Annotated in this window: 14 protein-coding genes; 5 read left to right on the top strand and 9 right to left on the bottom strand. The window is 67.6% G+C overall.

The window, feature by feature from the left end:
- Positions 1–20: 20 nt before the first annotated feature.
- The 5 genes from G6N57_RS07135 to fadD4 form a co-directional block, all read right to left on the bottom strand.
- Positions 21–1298 carry an amidohydrolase family protein gene (locus G6N57_RS07135; RefSeq protein ID WP_077739867.1) on the bottom strand — a complete coding sequence of 426 codons (1278 nt, stop codon included), beginning with the start codon at positions 1296–1298 and terminating at the stop codon, positions 21–23.
- Entirely contained in the window at positions 1292–2404 is a 1113-nt protein-coding gene (locus G6N57_RS07130) for a CoA transferase (protein ID WP_077739866.1), read from the bottom strand. Before G6N57_RS07130 ends, G6N57_RS07135 begins: the two co-directional genes overlap by 7 nt.
- Positions 2404–3309 (bottom strand): hotdog family protein, encoded by a 906-nt coding sequence (locus G6N57_RS07125; protein ID WP_234815785.1) that lies wholly within the window; start codon positions 3307–3309, stop codon positions 2404–2406. The genes G6N57_RS07130 and G6N57_RS07125 overlap by 1 nt, the downstream gene beginning before the upstream one ends.
- A gap of 136 nt (positions 3310–3445) precedes the next feature.
- Positions 3446–4342 carry an enoyl-CoA hydratase/isomerase family protein gene (locus tag G6N57_RS07120; protein ID WP_077741814.1) on the bottom strand — a complete coding sequence of 299 codons (897 nt, stop codon included), beginning with the start codon at positions 4340–4342 and terminating at the stop codon, positions 3446–3448.
- 5 nt (positions 4343–4347) lie between these two features.
- On the bottom strand, positions 4348–5868 hold the full coding sequence (gene fadD4 / locus G6N57_RS07115; protein ID WP_077739865.1) for a fatty-acid--CoA ligase FadD4: 1521 nt from the start codon (positions 5866–5868) through the stop codon (positions 4348–4350).
- Positions 5869–6091: 223 nt separating this feature from the next.
- On the opposite strand from fadD4, the gene G6N57_RS07110 reads away from it, so the two are divergent.
- Positions 6092–8752 (top strand): ATP-binding protein, encoded by a 2661-nt coding sequence (locus G6N57_RS07110; RefSeq protein WP_077739864.1) that lies wholly within the window; start codon positions 6092–6094, stop codon positions 8750–8752.
- A gap of 49 nt (positions 8753–8801) precedes the next feature.
- On the opposite strand, the gene G6N57_RS07105 is transcribed toward G6N57_RS07110, so the two are convergent.
- A complete protein-coding gene (locus G6N57_RS07105; RefSeq protein WP_234815782.1) occupies positions 8802–9362 on the bottom strand; it encodes a TetR/AcrR family transcriptional regulator in 561 nt (186 codons plus the stop codon).
- 85 nt (positions 9363–9447) lie between these two features.
- Here G6N57_RS07105 and G6N57_RS07100 point away from each other — a divergent pair, with 85 nt between their 5' ends.
- A complete protein-coding gene (locus G6N57_RS07100; protein ID WP_077739862.1) occupies positions 9448–12492 on the top strand; it encodes an MMPL family transporter in 3045 nt (1014 codons plus the stop codon).
- 546 nt (positions 12493–13038) lie between these two features.
- Here G6N57_RS07100 and G6N57_RS07095 read toward each other — a convergent pair.
- From G6N57_RS07095 to G6N57_RS07085, 3 genes are all read right to left on the bottom strand, one after another.
- Positions 13039–14868, bottom strand: coding sequence for a phosphoenolpyruvate carboxykinase (GTP) (locus G6N57_RS07095; protein ID WP_077739861.1), 1830 nt, complete (start codon positions 14866–14868; stop codon positions 13039–13041).
- Positions 14869–15024: 156 nt separating this feature from the next.
- Complete coding sequence (locus G6N57_RS07090; protein ID WP_077741813.1) at positions 15025–16509, bottom strand: hypothetical protein; 1485 nt, start codon at positions 16507–16509, stop codon at positions 15025–15027.
- Between the two features lie 53 nt (positions 16510–16562).
- Positions 16563–17462 carry a hypothetical protein gene (locus G6N57_RS07085; RefSeq protein WP_234815781.1) on the bottom strand — a complete coding sequence of 300 codons (900 nt, stop codon included), beginning with the start codon at positions 17460–17462 and terminating at the stop codon, positions 16563–16565.
- Between the two features lie 231 nt (positions 17463–17693).
- Here G6N57_RS07085 and trmB point away from each other — a divergent pair, with 231 nt between their 5' ends.
- From trmB to G6N57_RS07070, 3 genes are all read left to right on the top strand, one after another.
- Positions 17694–18491, top strand: coding sequence for a tRNA (guanosine(46)-N7)-methyltransferase TrmB (trmB, locus tag G6N57_RS07080; RefSeq protein WP_077741812.1), 798 nt, complete (start codon positions 17694–17696; stop codon positions 18489–18491).
- The gene (locus G6N57_RS07075; RefSeq protein ID WP_077739859.1) at positions 18488–19204 is read left to right on the top strand and encodes an NYN domain-containing protein; all 717 of its coding nucleotides are present in this window, start codon (positions 18488–18490) and stop codon (positions 19202–19204) included. Before trmB ends, G6N57_RS07075 begins: the two co-directional genes overlap by 4 nt.
- 61 nt (positions 19205–19265) lie before the next feature.
- Positions 19266–22268, top strand: a complete 3003-nt coding sequence (locus G6N57_RS07070; RefSeq protein ID WP_097926263.1) for a trehalose monomycolate exporter MmpL3 — start codon at positions 19266–19268, stop codon at positions 22266–22268.
- Positions 22269–22295: the final 27 nt, after the last annotated feature.

Genomic DNA, 22295 nt, shown 5'->3' with positions numbered 1-22295 from the left:
GCCCGGCACCCGCCACACATTCACCGCTCGAACACCACCACACCGCCCACGACGGTAGCGGCCACCAGATCGGCTTCCAGTGCGTCTACCACCCGTTGCGGGGACGCCGTCAGCAGGCACAGGTCACCGGGCTCCCCTGGAGCGATGCGCCGCGGCCGGGCCGGACCGTCGGCGCTGCCCAGGAACAGGGCCAGCGCCCGCCGACCGGATATCCGTTCGACCGGGTTGAGCACCACGCCGCGTGGGGTCCGGCGGTGCACGGCCGCGCGCATCGCGGCCCACGGGTCCGGTGCGCCGAACGGGGCATCGGTGGACAGTGCCACCGGCACGCCTGCGGCGAGCAGAGTGGCCAGGCGCCAGAGCTGATCCTGTTCGGCGGCAGGCACATCCGTGCGGTACTGGTCTCCCCGCTCGGCCACGAAGTTGGGCTGGGTCACCACCGTGATCCCGAGTGCGACGAGGTCGGCGATGCAGTCCTGCGGCACCATCGCGGCGTGTTCGATGCGGTCGGCGGGATGGCTGCCCGCGGCGTGCAGCGCGGCGATCGTGACGATCAGCTGGGCCGAGGTCACGCAATGCACGGCCACCGGGGCACCGGCCCGGTGCCGTTCGGTGATCCAGACCGTCAATTCGTCCAGGTCCAGACCGTCGTCGTGCAGGATGCGCTTGCCCGGTGCAAGGTAGTGCACGCGTTGCCGCAGGCCCGTGGGTCGATCATCCGGACGCAGGTCGGGCGTGGCATCGGTGACACCGGTGACGCCGTAACCGGCCAGGCGGGCGCTGAACTCCGCGACCACCGTCGGTCTGCGCTCAAGGCCCTCCGACCAGGTTCGATCCGCGCTGCGGAGCCGACCGTCGGGGTGATCGCCCAGACCCAGTGCCGCGAGGCCCGGCGAGTTCACCGTCCACAACACGCCACTGCGGTGCTGCACCCGCACCGGCACAGCGGGGGCCAACCGATCCAGCGCATGCCGGTCCAGCGGGCCTGCCACCGCCTCGTGATAACCCACAGCCCGAATCCAGCCGTCGGCACCGACCACCGCGGCCCTCAACACGCTGGACAGCGCGGCCTCATCGGTCACCTCGGCGGGGCCGACCCGGACCGAATCCCCCTCGGCCGCCGCTGAGTACACGTGCAGATGGTGATCGTGCAATCCCGGAATCACGGTGCCGAACGCGGCGTCGAGCACCTGTTCGCCCGGCTTCGGCGACAGCGCTTCCGCGACTTCGTCGATGATGTCGCCGACGCGGATGTCGGCCACCGTCCCGTCCAGCAGGGTCGCGCGACGAATCAGCATGGCGCATCGATCCGTTCCGCGACCAACCGGCGGACCGCGTCGTTGTCGGCCCCGAGCTCGCGGCCGTGCAGTCCCGCGGGTGGTCGCACGGGGACGACGTCCATACCGTCGTCGCCGCAGGAGCGGTAACCGGCGGCCACCGCCGCCATCGAGAACTCGATCAGCTCACCGCCGCCGCGGTGTCGCGAGTCCGCCACAGCGGCCGCGGCGTGCAACCCCGTGAGCGGGTCCGCGATGGCGTCGCCGCTGAATACCGGTGCGCCCTCGCGGTATCCGACCAGGCCGCCCGAGACCGCGGCATCGTCACCGAACGCCACCCAGTCGGCCTTTTCCCCCTCGGAGCCGTGCCCGGTGATACGCAGCCAGATCCGTCCCGGCCGGGCTGCGACGACGTCGGGTCCGAGGCCACGACGGGCGAGGGCAGCCGGCCGTGAGGCCTCGACCACCACATCGGCCACCTGAATCAGCGCGGCCAGGTCCCGGGGATCCTCGAAATCGACCGCGTACGAGAGTTTCCCGCCGTTCATCCAGTCGAAGAACTCCGGCGCCCCGGCCCGGGTGCCGTCCGGCCGGCTCGAGCTCTCCACCTTGACCACCGTGGCCCCGGCCCGGGCCAGCAGCTGTCCGCACAGGGGCCCGGCCCACATCGACGACAGGTCGGCCACCAGTGTTCCGGCCAACGACCCGGTCTGGGCAGGCCACAGTGGACTCACCGCCGGAGGCGCGGGCGCGGTTTCCCCGAGCACCGCGACCGGTAGCCCGAGCAGACGGGCCCGTGCGGCCAGTTCCGCAGCGGAGTTCACCGCGGCCCACTCCCGGACCGCCGGCCACGGATCAGCGTCGACCGAATCCACCTGCAGCAGTGCCGGAATCGCTTCAGTGTCGTCAGGACGTGACAAGGTCAGAGCACACCACCCGTCGCGGGGGGCCAGCAGTCGCGTCGCCCCGCCCGCCGACACCTGCCCGTGGGGTGCGATGTTCAACAAGGCGGCGCGACCGGTGAGCAGTTCGGTGGCGTCGACGGTCACACCGGTGTGCGCCGTGAAGTCGTCGGCGACCACCTGGGCCCGCCTCAGCAGGTCCCGCGGAATCGCCAACGATGCCATCAGAACTGCAGCGCGCTGAACCGCCAGTCCAGTACCTGACGATCGTCACCACCGTCGGGCTCAGCGGCCGCGTAGACCAGTGAGCGCAGTTTGAGCACGCCGGCTTCGGCCGACTCCACGTGCAGCTCGCTGAACAGGGTGTCGCCCTCGTGCACCGGGCCAGTGTGGTCACAGGACTCCCAGCCCAGCACGGTGGCCAGGTTCGGCAACAACCGACTGGCCTGAGCCAGGGCCAGTCCGATGGTGTGTCCGCCATACACCAGACGCTCGCCGCCTACGCGCCGATCATGATGGGTGGCAGCGATGTTCAGCGTCAGCCGGGCCAGTTCAGGGGCGCTGCTCACCACGTCGGCGGTGCTGTGCAGAACCGCCCCGGCCAGGCCGGGGTCGAAGTGCGGGCCGGGGATCCGGGTCCGGAACGCGTCCGCATCCCAGCCGGCGGTGGGGTTCGGCGCGGTGGCGTCGGCCCCGATCGCCGACAGGTCATCGGCGTGCCCGGTGTCGACTTCGTTTCCGGACAGCGGCAACATCGCGCAGCGGTAGAAGTCGAGCACCTTGCGGTCCAACTGGTCGACGGTGGTCATCCGCAGGGCCGCCAGGCCGGTGGCCTGCCTTCCGGGCTTGATCGAGTTCTGTTTGAGACCAACCACTTCGGTGCGGGTATAGAGAGTGTCACCGATCACCGGGCAGCGGTGGAATGCCAGCCCACGGTAGAACAGGTTGGCCTTCACCCGTTGCGTCACCAACGTGCTCTGGCCGATCGCCACATCGCAGACCAGCGCGGGGTGCGCGAGTGGACCCGGCTCCCCGGTCACCGCGGTGGCCAGGTCGGCATCGAGCGCCAACCGCAGCCGGTCACCGAGGATGGCCTGGTGCGCCGCAGCCGCGCCTGAGGTCAAGGTCATCGACGGCGCAGTGTCGAAAACCTGGCCGACCTGCAGATCGTCGAAGAACGGACCACCATGGTTCACATCTCGCACTATGCCATTCACCGACGGTGATCCTGCGGCTAGGGCGCGGAAGTGCGAGAAGGGACCGCCCTCACCGCAGAGTCACCGTTACGGACCGGACCTCATCGACCAACCCCCACGCGAGCGCCGTCGCGGCGTCGATGGTGTGCCCGGAGAGCACGAGATACGCGGTGCGCCACCGGCCGATGCGCCGCGTGATGCTCACCGTGCCGCCCGCCCCTGGAATCAACCCCAGGGCCAGTTCGGGCAGGCCGATCGTGGCATCCGGATGGCAACTGACCCACCCGCAATAGCAGGCCATCTCCAGGCCACTGCCCAGCACTTGACCGTGTACCTCGGCGCGGCAGCGTCGTCCCAGCTTCTCGGCGAGTTCATCGAGGACCAGGGCCGGGCTGTGTCTGGTACGCGCCAGATGAGCGCTCGCCGGGTCGGCGAACGAGCCGAACTCGGCCAGATCTCCGCCGCTGCAGAATGATCGGCCGTTACCGCCCAGGACCACCTCGTCGACCGATGGATCCAACCGGGCCACCTCGAGGGCCTCGAGCAGGGCGCCCCTGGCATCGGTGGAGAACGCGTTGTGCCGCTGCGGCCGGTTGAACCGGACGTGCAGCGTGTTTCCCTCACGGTGCGCCTGCACCGGTTCGGGCAGCTGCGGCACGGTCGCCGGCCCCCGTTCGGCCAGCCATCGCCGGAACTCCGATCCTGACTGCAGCGTCGAATACGCCAGCGATTCGGTGATGAGCCCGGCCCGGGTCGGCCCGGCCGGGTCGAGGGCACGCAACACGTCGTCACAGACCGCCGCGGCCTGCGGCCACGTCTGACACCGCTCGGTGAGTTCGCCCAGCGCCTGCTCGACCGAGTCCACCGTGACCATTCGCCGGTCCTCCGCGGGACGTTCGGTCAGCGTGAACGTCGCGTCGTCGGTCGGGGTGTCGACCCCGACGCGGATCCCCGCAGGCAGTTCCAGGACGGTCACGAGTACTTGTTTATCAGCCCCTGCTTGTAGAGCTTGCCGGTATCGGTGCGGGGCAGCTCGGCCTCGAACGAGATGGTCCGCGGGCACTTGTAGTGCGTCAGGCGCTCCCGCAGCCAGCCCAGCAGCTCCTCGGCGAATTCCGGGGTGGCATCGGCCGGGTCCACGGTCTGCACCACGCCCTTGACGCTCTGGCCCATCTCGTCGTCCGGGATGCCGAACACCGCGGCGTCCATCACCTTCGGGTGCACGACGAGCATGTTCTCGGCTTCCTGCGGGTAAATGTTCACCCCGCCCGAGATGATCATGTGGTGGCGCCGGTCAGTCAGGTACAGGTAGCCGTCCTCATCGACATACCCGATGTCCCCCACCGTCTTCCAACCGTGCGACTCACGCGAGGACGCGGTCTTCTCCGCGTCGTTGAGGTATTCGAAATCGGCGCCGCCCTCGAAGAAGATCTCACCGGCCTGGCCGGGCGGCAGTTCCTTGCCGTCCTCGTCGAGGATGTGCACGAGACCGTTCATCGGCTTGCCGACCGAACCCGGGTGCGTCAGCCAGTCCTCGGCGAAGATCACCGTCGCACCGATGGCCTCCGAAGAGGCGTAGTACTCGTCGACGATGGGCCCCCACCAGTCGATCATCTGCTTCTTGATCTCGACGGGACACGGGGCGGCGGCGTGCATGACGCGTCGCAGGCTGGACAGGTCGTACGAATTCCGCACGTTTTCAGGGAGTTTCAGCATCCTGGTGAACATCACCGGGACGAACTGTCCCTGGGTGACACCGTACTTCTGGATCGCGTCGAGGGTGCCCTCGGCGTCGAACTTCTCCAGCACCACCGTGGTGATGCCTGCGGCGTGGGTCTGCATGGACCACACCGAGGGCGCGGTGTGATAGAGCGGCGCGGGGCTGAGATACACCGAGTCCGGCTGCATCCAGAAACCCACCAACGCCGACATCATGCCGGGGGTCTCCGACGGCGGCACATGCGGCAGTTCCCGCTTGATGCCCTTGGGCCGACCCGTGGTGCCCGACGAGTACTGCAGCAGGTCCCCGTCCATCTCGTCGTCGATCGGGGTGGCAGGCAGGTCCGCGACGGCTTCGGGGTACCGCTGCCAGCCGTCGAGTTCACCGTCGGCGATCAGCAGGGTGTCCGGCAGGCCGTTGGGCAGTTCCTTGTCGAGGCCGCTCAGGATGTCCTTGAGCACCGCGGAGCCGACGATGGCCTTGGCGCCGCTGTTGTCGATGATGTAGGCCGCCTCGGCCGCGGTCAGATGCGTGTTGATCGGCACGTAGTACAGGCCGCTGCGCCGCGCCGCCCACATGACCGCGTGGATGTGCTCGTTGTTCTCCATGAGGATCGCGACCACGTCGCCCTCCTGCAGGCCCTGCCCGCGGAAGTAGTGGGCCAGGCGGTTCGCGCGAGCTTCGAGCTCACCGAACGTGACGACGGTGCCCGACGGATGGAGGATGATCGCCGGCTTCTCGGGGTTGGCCTCGGCATGCTCACGGATCTGCATGAGGGCACTGTAACCGGCGCCACTTGACAGGTGTCAAGTGGCGTGAGGTTACAGGGCGTTGACAGGCCGTGAGCAGGTACTTGACTGCAGAAGCACCAACGGCGTCCGCACCGCTAATCACGACCCCGGTCGCTTGCGTCGGACCTACGATGTCAGAACCCAGCGGATCGAGCGTGGGGAGCGCCGATGCGATTCACCGAACGGAGCTGAGGACGGCCCAGACATGGCGTCGCAAGTCCTCACATTCCTGTTCACCGACATCGAGGGATCCACTCGACGGTGGGAGGCCGACCCGGAGGCGATGCGGGCAGCCCTCGCCCTGCATGACACGGCGTTGCGCGAAGCCATCACAGCCCGCGGCGGGCAGGTCTTCAAACACACCGGCGACGGGGTGTGTGCGGTATTCACTTCGCCCCGAGCCGCCGTGGACGCAGCCGTAGCCGCGCAACGGCAGCTGCAGCTGCCGGTTCGGATGGGCATCGCCACCGGTGAAGCCGAGTTGCGTGACGACGACTACTTCGGCGTCGCGCTCAACCGCGCGTCCCGCATAATGGCCGCCGGCCACGGCGGGCAGATCCTGCTCGACGGGGCGACGGCGGGCCTGTTGATCGGTTCCGATCTGATCACGTTGGGCTCCAAACGCTTACGTGACATCGCCAAACCCGTCGACGTCTACCAGATCCGAGCTCCGGGCCTACAGACCGAGTTTCCGCCATTGACGACCACCGACCCGACGCCGGGCAACCTTCAGGTGCCGTCCACCAGCTTCATCGGGCGTCAGACCGAACTGACCGAACTGTGTACCGCGCTGCGATCCCATCGCCTGGTGACCCTGACCGGAGTCGGCGGTGTGGGCAAGACCCGACTGGCATTGGAAGTTGCGTCCCGCTGCACGGACGCCTATCCGGACGGCGTGTTCGTGATCGAGCTCGCCGCCGTCGGCGACCCGTCGGCGGTCCCCGAGGCCGCCGCGGCGGTACTCGGCATCACCCAGCAACCCGGTCTCAGTGTCGTCGACAGCATGGCCACGGCGTTGGCGGGCCGGGCCCGGCTGCTCGTACTCGACAACTGCGAACACGTGCTCGATGCGGCAGCCGACCTGATCGAGGCCATCTTCAGCCGCTCGTCCACCGTCGCCATCCTGGCCACAAGCCGAGAAGGCCTTCGACTGAACAACGAACAACTCTGGCCGGTTCCGTCGTTGGATGTCGGCACGGACCCGCATTCCGCGGCCATGGCATTGTTCGTCGACCGGGCACACGCCGTATCGCCGCATGCCTCGTTCACGACGTCCGCAGAGTCCGCCGCAGTTGTGGAGATATGTCGGCGCCTGGACGGGATTCCGCTGGCGATCGAACTCGCGGCATCGCGACTCGTGTCGATGACCACCACCGAGGTACGCAACCGGCTCGATGATCGCTTTCGGCTGCTCATCGGGTCTCGCCGAGGCCTGGAGCGCCATCAAACGCTGCGTCACGCAGTGCAGTGGTCGTATGACCTCCTCAGCGAGGATGAAAAATCCTTGTTGGCAAGGTGTTCGGTGTTCACCGGAGGATTCGACGTAGCGGCCGCAACTGCGGTGCGTGGCAGCGGCGACGAGTTGGACACCATCGAGCTGATCGATGCTCTGGTCCGCAAATCACTCTTGGTGGCCGATCGGACGGCTGCGCAGACCCGCTTCTCGATGCTGGAGACCATCCGCCAGTTCGCCGAGGAACAACTGGTCAGCACCGGCGACCCCGCAGCCGCACGTACGGCGCACGCACAATACTTCGCCGGGCTGGAACCCGAACTTCTTGCGCTGTGGGACAGTCCGCATCAACGCGAGGTCTACCACTGGTTCAATCGCGAACTGGCCAACCTCCGCACAGCATTTCGATGGGCGACCGACGAAGACGACCTCGACACCGCGGCCACGCTCGCGGTCACCGCCGCGTTCCTGGGCTATTTCCTGGAGCAGTGGGAACCGATCGCATGGATCGAGGAACTCATCCCGGCAGCAGCGGCGACGCAGCATCCGCGACTGGCACAGCTCTACGTCGGCGCAGCCAACTGCGCGGCCCTAGGACGGGTCCAGGACTTCGAACGGTATGCCGACGCTACGCGGGTGGCCATGGACAGCGGGCAATTCGCCGATGTCAGTGACGAATTCGCCTGCGTCGTTGCTGCCGGCTACACCACGATCGGACATCCGGAACGGGCCGTCGAGTGGTGCCGGACCATGATCGCCCGCAATCCGGGCCGCCACACGGCAAGCCAAGCTGTGCTGACGATCTCTCTGGCCGTCTCCGGGGCGGCAGAGGCGGCGATGGAAGCGTCCGAAAGCCTGGTAGGTGCTGCCGATTCCGACAACCCGTCAATGGCGGGTGCCGCATACCTCGCATACGGTTGGGCCCACCGGCAGTCCGATCCGGCTGCTGCGTACGGATCACTTCGCCGGGCCTGGACCATCGCTCAAGAAAGCGGTGACCAGCAGCAGGCCTCCATCATCGCCGGACTTCTGACCGGACTCGCCGCCGACCGTGGCGAACTCACCGAGGCCTTCGCCTACATCCACCAAACGACCCGGCACTACTACGACTCCGGCAGCATCGAGCTGATACGCAACGCGCTCGGACTGCTGTCCGTACTGCTCGACCGGGTTGAATTCCACACGGCGGCAGCAACCATCAGCGGGTTCGGCGCGAGTGCACTGTCGCGGGCCAGTTTCCCCGAGATCGACGAATCGATCGCACACCTACGCAATGTTCTCGGTGACGCCGGCTATGACGAACTCGCCCGGGTGGGTGCGAACATGACGACAACCGAGATCGCGAACTATGCCTTCGACCAGATCGACTGCGCGCGGGACGCTCTGGTGGCGGAATCCGGACACCGCGGTTAGCCGAGGAGATAGCGCCTCAGCGCCAGGGGTCCTAACCTGTCTGTTCGCGCTAGAGAACTCGGCTCAGCAGCAACGTGAGGCCGGCCCCGGCGTCATCGAGCGGTTGCAGCGACCGGGCGCTACGGCACTGAATGATGGCGCCCTCGAGGGAACTGACGATGAAGCTGCCGAGCGAGCCCGCGGTCGAGGCGTCAACGCCCTTGGATTCGATCGAAGCGGCGATCACCCTGGCCCAATCAGCAAACACCGCCGCCGAGGCTTCACGCACCGCGAGGGCGTCGGGACCAGCCTGGGCAGCGGCGACGATGGGACACCCACTACTGAAATCGCTGTCGATCAGGTTCTGTTTCCAGCCGTCGATGAAGGCGCGGATGACGTCCTCGGCGGGCAGCGCCTGCGTCAACTCTTCGATCCTGGCGGTGATGATCCGGCCGGCCTCCAGTGTGGCCTGTTCCATCAGTTCAATCTTTCCGGCAGGAAAGTGCTGGTAGATCGACCCGCGAGCGGTATTGCTGCGGTCCAGCAGATCGCTGAGCCCCGTCGCATGGACGCCGTATTCACGCATCAACTCGATGGCGCTCAGGATGAGACGCTCCCGCGGGCCCGCCACTGCCGTCCCTCTCTCCATCGTCCAAATAGACCGTTCGGTCCATCCTAGTGCACCACTCATAGACCGATTGGTCTACGATCCGGGAATGCATGATCTCGCGATCTTCGGCAAACTCACGCGGGCCTGCGCGAAGCACGCCTGGTGGGTGCTCGGCGCGTGGTTGGTTCTGGCCGGCACGCTCAACCTGGCGATTCCACAGCTGGAACACACGGTCGCCGAACACTCCGCGCCGTTCACCCCGGAAAGCCAGACCACAGAAACCCTGCGGCAGATGTCCCGCGACTTCGGGGTCCCCGACACGACGGCGGTCGGCAGCATTGTGGTGTCGAGCGACCGGGAACTCGGCGCCGCCGACGCCGCCTACTACCGCGACCTGGTATCGCGCCTGGTGGCCGACAAGGACGACGTCGCCTACGTGCTCGATACCTACGGCACGCCGGGACTGGAGAAACTCGGACTCAGCCCGGACGGGAAAGCCATCCACCTGATCGTCGCGACCACCGGTGACGTCGGCTCCACCCGCGCACACCGATCCACCGAAAACGTCCGCGCCGCAGTCGATGCGCTACCGCGCCCACCGGGCGTCGACGTGCATTTCACGGGCGCCGCCCCCACTCTGTCCGACCTGTTCTCGGCCATCGACACGTCCCTGGCCATCATCACCGTGGTCTCGGTCGTGCTGATCACACTGTTGCTGCTGGCGGTGTACCGCTCACTGCTGACGGCGCTGATCCCGCTACTCACCGTGGGCATTTCACTGGGTGTGGCCCGCCCGGTGATCTCGTGGCTCGGCGCCGGCGAGCTGCTGTCGGTATCCAACTTCACCATCGCGCTGGTCACGGCCATGGTGCTCGGCGCAGGCACCGACTACGGCATCTTCCTGCTGGCGAACTATCACGAGGGCAGACGGAAGGGGCTGTCCGTCGACGACTCGGTGGCCCGCTCGGGCGCGCACACCGCGGGCATCGTCATCGCGTCGGCGCTGACCATCGCCGGTGCCGGAATGGCCATGCTGTTCACCAAGATCGGAATGTTCCGCACCGCCGGGCCACCGATCGCACTGTCGATCGCCATCACCATGGCGGTCAGCCTGACCCTCACCCCGGCCATCATGGCGCTGTGGGGCCGGCGTGGGTACGCCGAGCCCAGGCCGCTCGACGAGCGGCGCTGGCGCAAGCGCGGAGCCTCGATCGTGCGCCGGGCACCTGCCCTGGTCGCCGCATCACTGGTGTTCCTGCTCGCCACCAGCGCAGTACTGTTCACGTTCCAGCCCAACATCGACGAGAACGCCATGCAGTTGCGCTCCACCGACAGCAAGCGCGGATACGAGGCGGTCTACCGGCACTGGGGGGTCAACGAGGCCGCACCTGAATTCATCACCATCCGGGCCGACCACGACATGCGCAACACCAACGACCTGGCCGCGCTGGACCTCATCGCGATGTCGATCGGCAACGTTCCCCAGGTGGCCTACGTCCGGTCGATCACCCGGCCCGACGGAAAGCCGTTGCCCGAGACGGCGATCGGATCCCAGACCGCACAGGTCGGCGATGGTCTGGCCGACGCGCACGACCGGGTCGAGCAGGCCATCCCGCAGCTCAAACAGCTCGCGGCGGGAGTGACACAACTGCACGACGGCTCCGCCGGTGCGGCAGACAGACTGCCCGAACTCACCAAGGGCGCACACGATCTCGTCGCCCTGACCCGAAACCTGCTCGGCACCCTCGAATCCGCGAACCGGGTCGTCAACACCGTCTCGGACGGTTCCCTGGATGTGGCTGCCGTGGTGCGCACCATGTCCGGCGCTACCGACGCTCTGGAGGGTGCGGTCAACGAAATCGACACCACCCGAGATAAATTGGCCGCCCCCACAGCGGCCGTGCATGCGGTGTTCGATCCACTCACCGCAGCCGACCCGGGCCCGAGCTGCACCGCGGACTGTATGCGGGCGCGTCAGGCCTTCGCCGACCTCAACGCCGCCACCGGCGGGCAGGCGCTGCTCGCGATCAACGGTCTGACGCTGGCCGCACCCCTGGTGCCCGAGCGTCCGGTGAGCACGGCGCTGGACACCCTGCCTGATCTCCGCGCAGCCATCAAAGGCCTTCGGACCATGCTCGACCAACTGGGCACTCGCACGCCCGAGCAGACCCGCGGAGACCTCAATCGGCTGATGTCCGGAATCAGCGAACTGTCAACGGGTCTGAGCCGGCTCACCACCGGGCTGGGCCAGGTCAAGTCCGGCACCGACACCATGCTGGCACTGACCACCGAACTCAGTGCCGGGCTCGATCGGGCATCCGGCTACCTGCACCGGTTGTCGGCCGATACCACCACCGGTGCGGGGCGCGGCTTCTACCTCCCCGAGGAGGGCCGTGGCGACCGCAGGTTCACCGCAGGTGAGCGCCTGCTCATCTCGCCCGACGGGCACAGCGCCCGGATGATGGTGGTGTGGGCGGTGAATCCCTACGGCGCCGAGGCGATGGGCGCGGTACCGGATGTGATCGCCGCGGCGAACAACGCCGCGACGGGAACCGTGCTGGAGCACGCTCAGATCGAATCGACCGGCCTGGCCTCACTCTCACAACGCCACATCGACCAGACCTGGCGGGACTTCGCGCTTTTCGGCGTGGTCGCGGTCGCTGCCGTGTTGCTGGTGCTGATCGTCATGCTGCGCAGCCTGGTGGCCCCGGTCCTGATGATCGCCGCGGTGGTGCTGTCCTTCGGCGCGGCGGCGGGGATGTCGACGCTGATCTGGCAGCACATCATCGGGATCAACCTGGACTGGTCGGTGTTCCCGGTCTCGTTCATGGCCCTGGTCGCCGTCGGTGCCGACTACAGCATGCTGTTCGCGGCCCGCATTCGCGAGGAATCCCACAGTGGCGTGATCAGCGGCATCATCCGCGGATTCGGTAGCACCGGAAGCGTGATCACCACGGCGGGAGTCGTTTTCGCGATCACGATGTTCGCACTCACCAGTGGGACGGTGCTCAACCTGGTGCAGATCGGATCCACGATCGGCATCGGCCTGCTGCTCGACATCACCGTGGTGCGGACGTACCTCGTTCCCGCCGCGATGAGCCTGCTGGGAGACCGCATGTGGTGGCCGGCGCGGGAGACGGCCCGCGGGTAGCGGGTCTAACCGCCATGGGCGGGCCGCAATGCGCGGAACGCCTCGAGCTGGCGAGCCTGGTACTCGATGTCCTCGGCATCGATCAGCCGAGTCGATGCGGTTGCCCTGTCGTAGGCGACCTCGGCGGACCACGGTGCGACCGTCCATCGTCGGGATCGGGCCGATCGCCTCCGGAACGGCGTTGGCCGCGGCTCGCGCGACGGCCCCGCACCAGGTCAGATCGTCATCGCGGCGCCACGTCGCGCCGATCCTGACCACGTTGCTGCCGACGCGGAACGCCGCGGCCTCCTGTCCGCCGGACAACCGCAGCGCGGCGTCGTCGGCGATGTTGATGTGCCACGCCTTGAGCACCGCCTCGGCTGTCGCCGCCGACAGTTCGGGCAGGAGCTGCATGAGGCGACTATATCCGCGCTCCGGGCCGGGTGACATATCCCAAAGATCTTGGCCCCCAACGCAAACGCGCACCCTCGTGAAGTCACGAGGGTGCGCGAAATGCTTACGTGCGGCGGCGTGTCCGGCAACAGACACGCACGCTCGCGGTGCTGGCTAGGCCTCCTCGGCCAGGCGGTGCTTCAGGGCGTCGAACTCGTCCTTGATGCCGGTGGGCAGCTTCTCGCCGACGAACTCGAACCACTCCTCGATCAACGGGAGCTCGGCCCGCCACTCCTCGGCGTTGACGGCCAGAGCCTCGTCGACGTCGGCGGGATCCACGTCGAGCCCGGACAGGTCCAGGTCGGCGGCGGTCGGCACGATGCCGATCGGGGTGCTCTTGCCGTCGGCCTTGTGCTCGATGCGCTCGATGGCCCACTTGAGGACGCGGCTGTTCTCACCGAAGCCCGGCCACAGGAAGCGGCCGTCGTCGCCGCGACGGAACCAGTTGACGAAGAACACCGCGGGCATCTTGGACTCGTCGGCGTTCTTGCCGATGTTGATCCAGTGCTGGAAGTAGTCGCCGACGTTGTAGCCGAGGAACGGCAGCATGGCCATCGGATCGCGGCGGACGGTGCCGACCTTGCCCTCTGCGGCGGCGGTCTGCTCGGAACCCAGGGTGGCGCCGATGAACACGCCGTGCTGCCAGTCGCGGGCCTGCGTCACCAGCGGGACCGTGGTCTTGCGGCGGCCGCCGAACAGGATCGCCGAGATCGGCACACCCTGCGGGTCGTCCCATTCCGGCGCCAGCGTCGGGCACTGCGAGATCGGGGTGCAGTAGCGCGAGTTCGGGTGTGCCGCCTTGGATTCCGTCTCCCGCAGGTACCAGTCCTGGCCCTTCCAGTCGATCAGGTGGTCGGGCTCGCCCTCCAGGCCTTCCCACCACACGTCGTTGTCGTCGGTCTTGGCGACGTTGGTGAAGACGGTGTTGCCCGCGGCGATGGTCTTCATCGCGTTCGGGTTGGAATCCCAGTTGGTGCCGGGCGCGACGCCGAAGAATCCGAACTCGGGGTTGACGGCATACAGGCGACCGTCCTTGCCGAACCGCATCCAGGCGATGTCGTCGCCGACGGTCTCGGCGCGCCACCCGGGGATGGTGGGCTGCAGCATCGCGAGGTTGGTCTTGCCACACGCCGACGGGAACGCCGCGGCGATGAAGTAGGCCTTGTTCTCCGGGGAGATCAGCTTGACGATCAGCATGTGCTCGGCGAGCCAGCCCTCGTCGTGAGCCATCGCCGAGGCGATGCGTAGCGAGTAGCACTTCTTGCCCAGCAGCGCGTTACCGCCGTAGCCCGAGCCGAAGCTCCAGATCTCGCGGGTCTCGGGGAAGTGGGTGATGTACTTGGTGTCGTTGCACGGCCACGGCACATCCTTCTGGCCGGGCTCCAGCGGCGCACCGATCGAGTGCAGCGCCTTCACGAAGAAGCCGTCGTCACCGATCTTGTCGAGCGCGGCCTGACCCATCCGGGTCATGGTGCGCATCGAGACCACGACGTACTCGGAGTCGGTGATCTCCACACCCAGCTTGGGATCCTCGGCGTCCAGCGGACCCATGCAGAACGGAACCACCCACATGGTGCGGCCGCGCATCGAGCCGCGGTAGAGGTCGGTCATGATCCCGCGCATCTTGGCGGGTTCCATCCAGTTGTTGGTGGGGCCGGCGTCGATCTCACGCTCGGAGCAGATGAAGGTGCGCGACTCGACGCGGGCGACGTCGGACGGATCGGAGAGCGCCAGGTAAGAGTTCGGCTGCTTCTCTTCGTTGAGCTTCTGGAAGGTGCCTGCCTCGACCAGGTGAGCGGCCAGGCGGTCGTACTCCTCGGCGGACCCGTCGGCGAAAACCACCCGATCGGGTTGAGTCAGCTCTGCGACCTCCTGGACCCAGGCCAGCAGACCCTGATGTTTCGTCGGTGCGGTGTCCAGACCCGGAATGGTCGCTGAGGTCATCAAATTCTCCTGCGTAGGTTTGTGGAACCCAAGCCACGTCACGACGCGGTCACGGCTACCCCTTGGGTAGAGGTTAACGCGGGTGACATACCCACGGTGAACCAGTGGTATGTCCGATCACTCACAGGAACGATTCAGATCAACGTTATCAGGTGGTTACTCATCAGTAGCATCGCTGTTGCCGTACAGATCGGCCCGCACGGCGTTCAGCGCCCGCTGTAACGGCGGGATCCGCCGGTCCCGCTGGGCGGCCGCCCGCGCAGTCGCGATGGCATGTTCGCGCAGCTCGGCATCCATCTCGGCGGTCTTCTCCGCTGCCACCGCCGCCTCGGCTTCCTCCCGTGCCGCCAGTTCGGTGGTGAGCGCGGTCTCGGCGGCCAGGACCCGTTTCGCGACGAGCTCTTCAACCGACGAACGCAACGTGGTGGTGATGTCACCGACCCAGCGATCCAGCACCGCCCGGTCGTGCAACAACCCTCGGGTGCCGACCACCCAGATCGCCAGCAGCAGGCCCACGACGGCGCCGACCACCAGGCCCGCCACTGCCAGCCGCGGGGCCGCACCCGCCAGCACCCTGCTGACCGCCACCGCCACGCCAAGGCCGAAGCCGGCACCCAGCACCAGCATCAGCCGGTTCTCCACGGTCCGGGATTTCAGCTGCGGTGACGGCAGGTCGGGCACGGCCGGCGGCTGAGCCGGCAATCCGGCCCTTGCCGGGGCGGGGGATTCGGGAGCGGTCAACTCGAGTTCGGCGGCCATGCCGCGCAGGTGCGCGGTGACGCCCTCGTCGACCTCGGCGACGACCTCGCCGGCGCGCTGCCGGGCGTAGTCCTCGAACGTCTCGATCCTGCGCCGGCCGATGCTCGCGACATCCTCCTGCAGTTCGGTGCGCACCGAGTTGCACCGGTTGCGGGCGAAATAGCCGAGTTGAACCCGGGCCTGCTGCAACTGACTGCGCAGCGCGATGCTGCGTTCGGTGCGGGTCAGCCGGCGCGCCCTGGCCACCTCGGCGCGACGCTCCCGCAACACCTCCACCCGGGCCTGCCGATCGGCCCCTGAGCCGTCGGCCTCATACCGGAAGATCACCGCCTCCAGCCGAGTTTCCCAGGCGCGCAACCTGTTCCGCCGTGCGACATCGGGGTCGGCCAGCTGACCGCTGAGCAGTTCGACGAGCTCGTCCAGCTGCGGCTCACCGAGATCGGGGGCAGCGGCCACACCCACCCAGTGCATACGTTCGTAGCGGGCGTCGCGCTCGCCCAGGATCTTCGCATCGGCGTCGCGCACATCGCGCCAGTCCCGGTGCGCATCGATCTTGGACACCACCCCGATCACCAGGTCGGTGTATCGTGTCGCCAAATCGACCAGGGCACAATCTGATTCAGTGATCGGCGCGGCGGCCGAGACCACGAACACCACAGCGGCCGGGGCCTCACCCGCCACCAGCTCGGTGGATTCCACGAAGGTGGTCTGCGGCATCCGCTCCCGCAACGCCGCCATCACACTGGTCGATCCGGCCAGCCACGGACCGGCCACCAGCACCACATCGCGCGTCTCGACCCCCGGCGAGTTCAGGCCCGGATCGATCGCGGCCACCACGGCGTCGGCTTCCGCTATTTTCTCTTCTCGCGTGGGCGCCGCGATCTTCGCTTCTCGCGCGCGCTCGGTATCCGAGTCCCGCGTCGTGTCCACGTCAGTCACCGCCGGCCACCCGTCGTGCCCAGCAGCCGCAGTGACCCACGCACGATGTCGTCACCGCACCGGCGGTGCAGCGCGTTCACCGGGCCGTCGCGGTAATGGCGCCAGTGGCGGGCGCGGCCGAGATGGGCGTTGCGATCGTCGCCGGGGTCTACCGTCAGCCCTTCGGCCTGCACGACGTCGACGGCAGCGGCCATCACCGCGATCACGGTGTCGTCGGCGGCCAGGAAGCGTCCCACCGCCGGGCCGCCCACGGCACGCAGCTCGGCCAGTGCCCACCGCACCCGCCGGTACCGGGCCGGTGCTGCCGCTGCATCGATGGCTGCCACCGCCCGGTCCACCTCACTGAGCCCTCGCCACAATCCCGGGAGGGTCTCGGCGTCGGTACCGCGGCTCAACGCCAGCGTGGTGTGGGCGATACCGAAGCGGTCGAGACGTTCCAGCAGCTCGGCACGCACCGTGGGAGGCACCCGGTGCACGCCGGCCACGAAGGCGTCGACCGAGGTCAGGTCCGCGGGCTCGTCGGCCAGCAGCCGCAGCGCATCCAGCAGGTGCGGCGGAAGCACCTGGACCACCGCAAGCAGGGCCACCATCGGCACGACCGCCACCCCGGCCCGTTTCCGCAGCAGCCGCGCCCTGCGGTTCGCGGTTGCGACCGCACCGCCCGGCCCGGACCCAGCCAGATCAGCCTTGTTGAGCACCACGACCGACGGCCGGCCCGCCCGGCGCAACTCTGCGAGCAGGGCCTCGTCCTCGGGTTTGAGCACCTCGGCGACGACCAGCACCGTGACGTCACCGGCTGTGCCGATCTCCAGCCCCGCACCGGCCAGAGCTGACGCCACCGTGCCCATGCCCACGCCGCGCCGCCCGCATACCTCTACACAGAGAGGAGCCGACACGCGCGCACTGATCTCCGCCAACCGCGCATCGCCATCACGGTCGGCAAAGCGTGTGAGCTCGTCTGCGAAAATCTGGCAGCCTTCCCTGCGTGGTGACGGGCGCACCCGAGGGTGCCCCACGAAAAATCGTGACATGGCCCCGGCGGACTCGCGAACAGAGGTTTAAGTCCTCACAGCTTGAGGCAACTGTTGGGTATCAATCTCTACCACGATGCGGGTACCACGCCGCAGATAAGAGACCATGGACGGATGCACCCGTCCAGGTCCGATGTCGGTGGGCCGGCGCCGGCAGATGAAGCGGCCGACGTGCCGCCCGCCCAGCCGCACCGTTTTCCCCGGGTGACCAGCTTCCGTACCCGGCGGTCGACGCTGTCGCCGGCCCAGCAACAGACCTGGGACCGGCTGTGGCCCGAGCTGGGTATTCAGGCCCGTGACGAGGATTCGACACCTGTCGTCGACCTCGACACCGCGGCGTGGTTCGGGCGCTCCGCGCCCCTGATCCTGGAGATCGGGTCGGGCACCGGCACCTCCACCCTGGCCATGGCCCAGGCCGAGCCCGATCTCGACGTGATCGCCGTCGAGGTCTACCGCAAAGGCCTCGCCCAACTGCTCAGCGCGATCGACCGGAGCGCACAGACCGAATCCCCCGTCACCAATATCCGCCTGGTGCGCGGGGACGGCGTGGACGTGCTGGAGCACATGTTCGGCCCCGGGACCCTGACCGGCGTGCGGGTGTTCTTCCCGGACCCCTGGCCCAAGGCCCGTCACCACAAACGTCGCCTGCTGCAGCCGGCCACGGTGGCGCTGATCGCCGATCGACTGCGGCCCGGCGGAATCCTGCATGCGGCCACCGACCACACCGGCTATGCCGAGCACATCGCCGAGGTCGGCGACGCCGAACCGCTGCTGCGCCGGGTCGAGCTGGGGGCAGATCTTCCGATATCGGTCGAGCGCCCGGTCACCAAGTACGAGCGCAAGGCCCTGGCCGGCCCCGACGTCACCGAGTTGGTCTGGGAGAAACGGCCATGAGTGTGACCGAAGACATGCGAGACGAGTCCGCGCAGGCAGAGGCCGGATCCGCAGAGTCCCCCGACTCGGCGGCGATCACCCCCGCGCGGCGGGTTCTCCTTGTCTGGGACGCCCCCAATCTGGACATGGGATTGGGCGCGATCCTGGGTGGCCGCCCCACCGCCGCGCACCGTCCCCGGTTCGACGCACTCGGTCGCTGGTTGCTGGGGTACACCTCTGATCTGGTTGCCGAATCCGGCGACAACGCCGACGTGTCGCTGGAACCCGAGGCCACTGTCTTCACCAACATCGCCCCAGGTAGCGCCGATGTCGTACGCCCCTGGGTGGAGGCGTTGCGTAACGTGGGCTTCGCCGTCTTCGCCAAACCGAAGATCGACGACGACAGCGATGTCGACAGCGACATGCTCGAGCACATCGCCCTGCGTCGCAGCGAGGGGCTGGCAGCGGTCCTGGTGGCTTCAGCGGACGGACAAGCGTTCCGGCTACCGCTGGAAGAAATAGCCCGTGAGGGCACTCCCGTGCAAGTGCTTGGATTTCGCGAACATGCGAGCTGGGCGCTAGCGTCGGATACCTTGGAGTTTGTCGATCTGGAGGACATTCCCGGTGTGTTCCGGGAACCGCTGCCACGGATCGGCCTGGACTCGCTACCCGAGCAGGGAGCATGGCTGCAGCCGTTCCGGCCGCTGTCATCCCTACTGACCGCGCGTGTGTAACAACTGAAGACCGCGAAGTTTGCAACAGCGGGTCACCATAAGTTTTTAGTTAGGAGCCTAAGTGTTCGCCTGGTGGGGTCGAACGGTGTACCAGTTCAGGTACATCGTCATCGGTGTCATGGTGGCGCTGTGCCTAGGTGGCGGCGTCTACGGAGCCAGTCTCGGCCAGCACGTCACGCAGAGTGGTTTCTACGACGAGGGCAGCCAGTCGGTGCAGGCGTCGCTGTTGGGCGACGAGGTCTACGGCCGCGACCGGACCAGCCACGTCGTCGCCATCCTGACGCCGCCGGATGACAAGAAGGTCACAGACAAGGCGTGGCAGAAGCAGGTCACCGGCGAGCTCGACCAGGTGGTCAAGGATCACCCGGACCAGGTCGTCGGATGGGTCGGCTGGCTCAAAGCCCCCGACACCACCGATCCAACCGTCAGCCAGATGAAGACGCAGGACCTGCGCCACACCTTCATCAGCGTGCCCCTCAAGGGCGACGACGACGACGCGATCCTCAAGAACTACCAGGCCGTCGAGGACTCCCTGCAACAGGTCAACGACGGCGACATCAAGCTCGCCGGCCTCAACCCGCTGGCCAGCGAACTCACCGGCACCATCGGCACCGACCAGAAGCGCGCTGAGCTCGCGATCGTGCCCCTGGTGGCCGTGGTGCTGTTCTTCGTCTTCGGCGGTGCCGTCGCCGCGGCCCTGCCCGCGATCATCGGTGGTCTGACCATCGCCGGCGCATTGGGCATCCTGCGGTTCACCGCCGAGTTCGGCCCGGTGCACTTCTTCGCCCAGCCGGTCGTGACGATGATGGGCTTCGGTATCGCCATCGACTACGGCCTGTTCATAGTGAGCCGGTTCCGAGAAGAGCTCGCCGAGGGTTATGACACCGAAGCCGCAGTACGAAGATCGGTGATGACCTCCGGCCGGACCGTGGCCTTCTCCGCCGTGATCATCGTGGCGTCCTCGTTGCCGCTGCTGCTGATCCCACTCGGATTCCTCAAGTCGATCACCTACGCCATCATCGCCTCGGTCATGCTGGCAGCGTTCCTGTCGATCACCGTGCTGCCCGCCGTCCTGGGCATCCTCGGCCCGCGGGTCGATGCCCTCGGCGTGACCACGCTGTTGAAGGTCCCCTTCCTGGCCAACTGGCCGTTCTCGCGCCGGATCATCGACTGGTTCGCCGAGAAGACCCAGAAGACCAAGACCCGCGAAGAGGTCGAGCAGGGTTTCTGGGGCCGACTGGTCAACGTCGTGATGAAGCGGCCCATCGCCTTCGCCACGCCGATCCTGATCGTCATGACGCTGCTGGTCCTCCCGATCGGCTCGCTCACGCTCGCAGGCATCAGCGAGAAGTACCTGCCCCCGGACAACTCCGTGCGTCAGTCCCAGGAGCAGTTCGACAAGCTCTTCCCCGGTTTCCGCACCGAACAGATCACGCTGGTGATGAAGCGGGAGGACGGTGAACCGATCACCGACGCCCAGATTGCCGACATGCGCGCCAAGGCGATGACGGTCAAGGGCTTCACCGATCCGGACAACGACCCAGAAGCCATGTGGAAGGAACGCCCGGCCACCGACAGCGGGTCGAAGGACAAATCCGTCCGGGTGATCCAGAACGGTCTGGTGAACCGCGGTGACGCCGCACAGAACATCTCCGACCTGCGGGCGCTACAGCCTCCACACGGTGTCGAGGTGTTCGTCGGCGGTACCCCAGCCCTTGAACAGGACTCGATCCACAGCCTGTTCTCCAGACTGCCGCTGATGGTGACGATCCTGGTCATCACCACCACGGTGCTGATGTTCCTGGCCTTCGGTTCGATCGTGCTGCCGGTCAAGGCGGCGTTGATGAGCGCCCTGACGCTGGGCTCGACGATGGGCATCCTGACCTGGATGTTCGTCGACGGACACGGCTCAGGACTGATGAACTACACGCCACAGCCACTGATGGCACCGATGATCGGTCTGATCATCGCGGTGATCTGGGGCCTGTCCACCGACTACGAGGTGTTCCTGGTCTCCCGCATGGTGGAGGCCCGGGAACGCGGCATGTCCACGGCCGAGGCCATCCGCATCGGTACCGCGACCACAGGTCGACTCATCACCGGTGCCGCCCTGGTCCTGGCGGTGGTGGCCGGCGCATTCGCCTTCTCCGACCTGGTGATGATGAAGTACCTGGCGTTCGGTCTGCTGATCGCCCTGCTGCTGGACGCGACGGTCATCCGTATGTTCCTGGTGCCGGCCATCATGAAGCTGCTCGGCGACGATTGCTGGTGGGCCCCGCACTGGATGAAGGTTATCCAGCAGAAGATGGGCCTCGGTGAGACCGAACTGCCCGACGAGCGCAAGCGCCCGATGGGTCAGGAGTCCAATGAGGACCCGCGCGCCCTCGCCGGCGTCGGCGCCCTGCCGGCACCGCGGCCGCACGATCCGACCCATCCCGCGCCGCCGGAGCCCATGCGCCCGCAGATGCCGCGGACCAACGCGCCGTCGGCCGCAGGCACGGCCCGGATCAACCCGCCCCAGGCACAGCCGCGCCAGCAGCCGAACCAGGAGCCGGCCACCACGCGGTTCGCTGCGGCCCGCAACGCCGTGCGCAACGCGGTGAACACGGCGGTCAACACCGTCAACACCGCGACGGGGAACACCAACGCCAACACCGAACGCGCGCCGCAGCCGACCGGCCGGCCTGCCGGCGGCCCGGCGGCTCCCCCGCAACGCGAAGACCGTGAGATCGAATCGTGGTTGGGCGCGCTGCGCGGCGGCCCGGCCACGGGCGGCCCGTCCAACGGCACTCCGCCCCCGCCTCCGCCTCCTCCCCCGGCACCGCGCCCATCAGCGGACGCCACCCGGGCGATGCCGCAGCAGCAGCGTCCGCCCGCCGGTGGTGGGAATGCGCCGACGACGGCGTTCAACGCACAGCGTCCAGGCCCGAACCCGGGTCCGAATCCACGCCAGCGGGAACAGGATCCGTCGACCCAGAAGCTCAACCCCCGCGACAACGAGCCTCCGCGGCGCGGCGGCGGGATGAGCGCGCAGGACCTGCTCCGTCGTGAGGGACGGCTCTAGTAACTCGCTGATCGAACGTCGGCTTGT

It is taken from the genome of Mycolicibacterium boenickei (assembly GCF_010731295.1).
Classification (GTDB): Bacteria; Actinomycetota; Actinomycetes; order Mycobacteriales; family Mycobacteriaceae; genus Mycobacterium; species Mycobacterium boenickei.
This window is presented reverse-complemented; position numbering and strand designations above follow the sequence as displayed.

What these genes read in the sequence shown, in the direction of transcription:
- G6N57_RS07135 (WP_077739867.1), bottom strand. Translation starts at nt 1,298, where the DNA reads ATGCTGATTCGTCGCGCGACCCTGCTGGACGGGACGGTGGCCGACATC.
- G6N57_RS07130 (WP_077739866.1), bottom strand. Translation starts at nt 2,404, where the DNA reads ATGGCATCGTTGGCGATTCCGCGGGACCTGCTGAGGCGGGCCCAGGTG.
- G6N57_RS07125 (WP_234815785.1), bottom strand. Translation starts at nt 3,309, where the DNA reads ATGACCTTGACCTCAGGCGCGGCTGCGGCGCACCAGGCCATCCTCGGT.
- fadD4 (WP_077739865.1), bottom strand. Translation starts at nt 5,868, where the DNA reads ATGCAGATCCGTGAGCATGCCGAGGCCAACCCCGAGAAGCCGGCGATC.
- G6N57_RS07110 (WP_077739864.1), top strand. Translation starts at nt 6,092, where the DNA reads ATGGCGTCGCAAGTCCTCACATTCCTGTTCACCGACATCGAGGGATCC.
- G6N57_RS07100 (WP_077739862.1), top strand. Translation starts at nt 9,448, where the DNA reads ATGCATGATCTCGCGATCTTCGGCAAACTCACGCGGGCCTGCGCGAAG.
- G6N57_RS07095 (WP_077739861.1), bottom strand. Translation starts at nt 14,868, where the DNA reads ATGACCTCAGCGACCATTCCGGGTCTGGACACCGCACCGACGAAACAT.
- G6N57_RS07075 (WP_077739859.1), top strand. Translation starts at nt 18,488, where the DNA reads ATGAGTGTGACCGAAGACATGCGAGACGAGTCCGCGCAGGCAGAGGCC.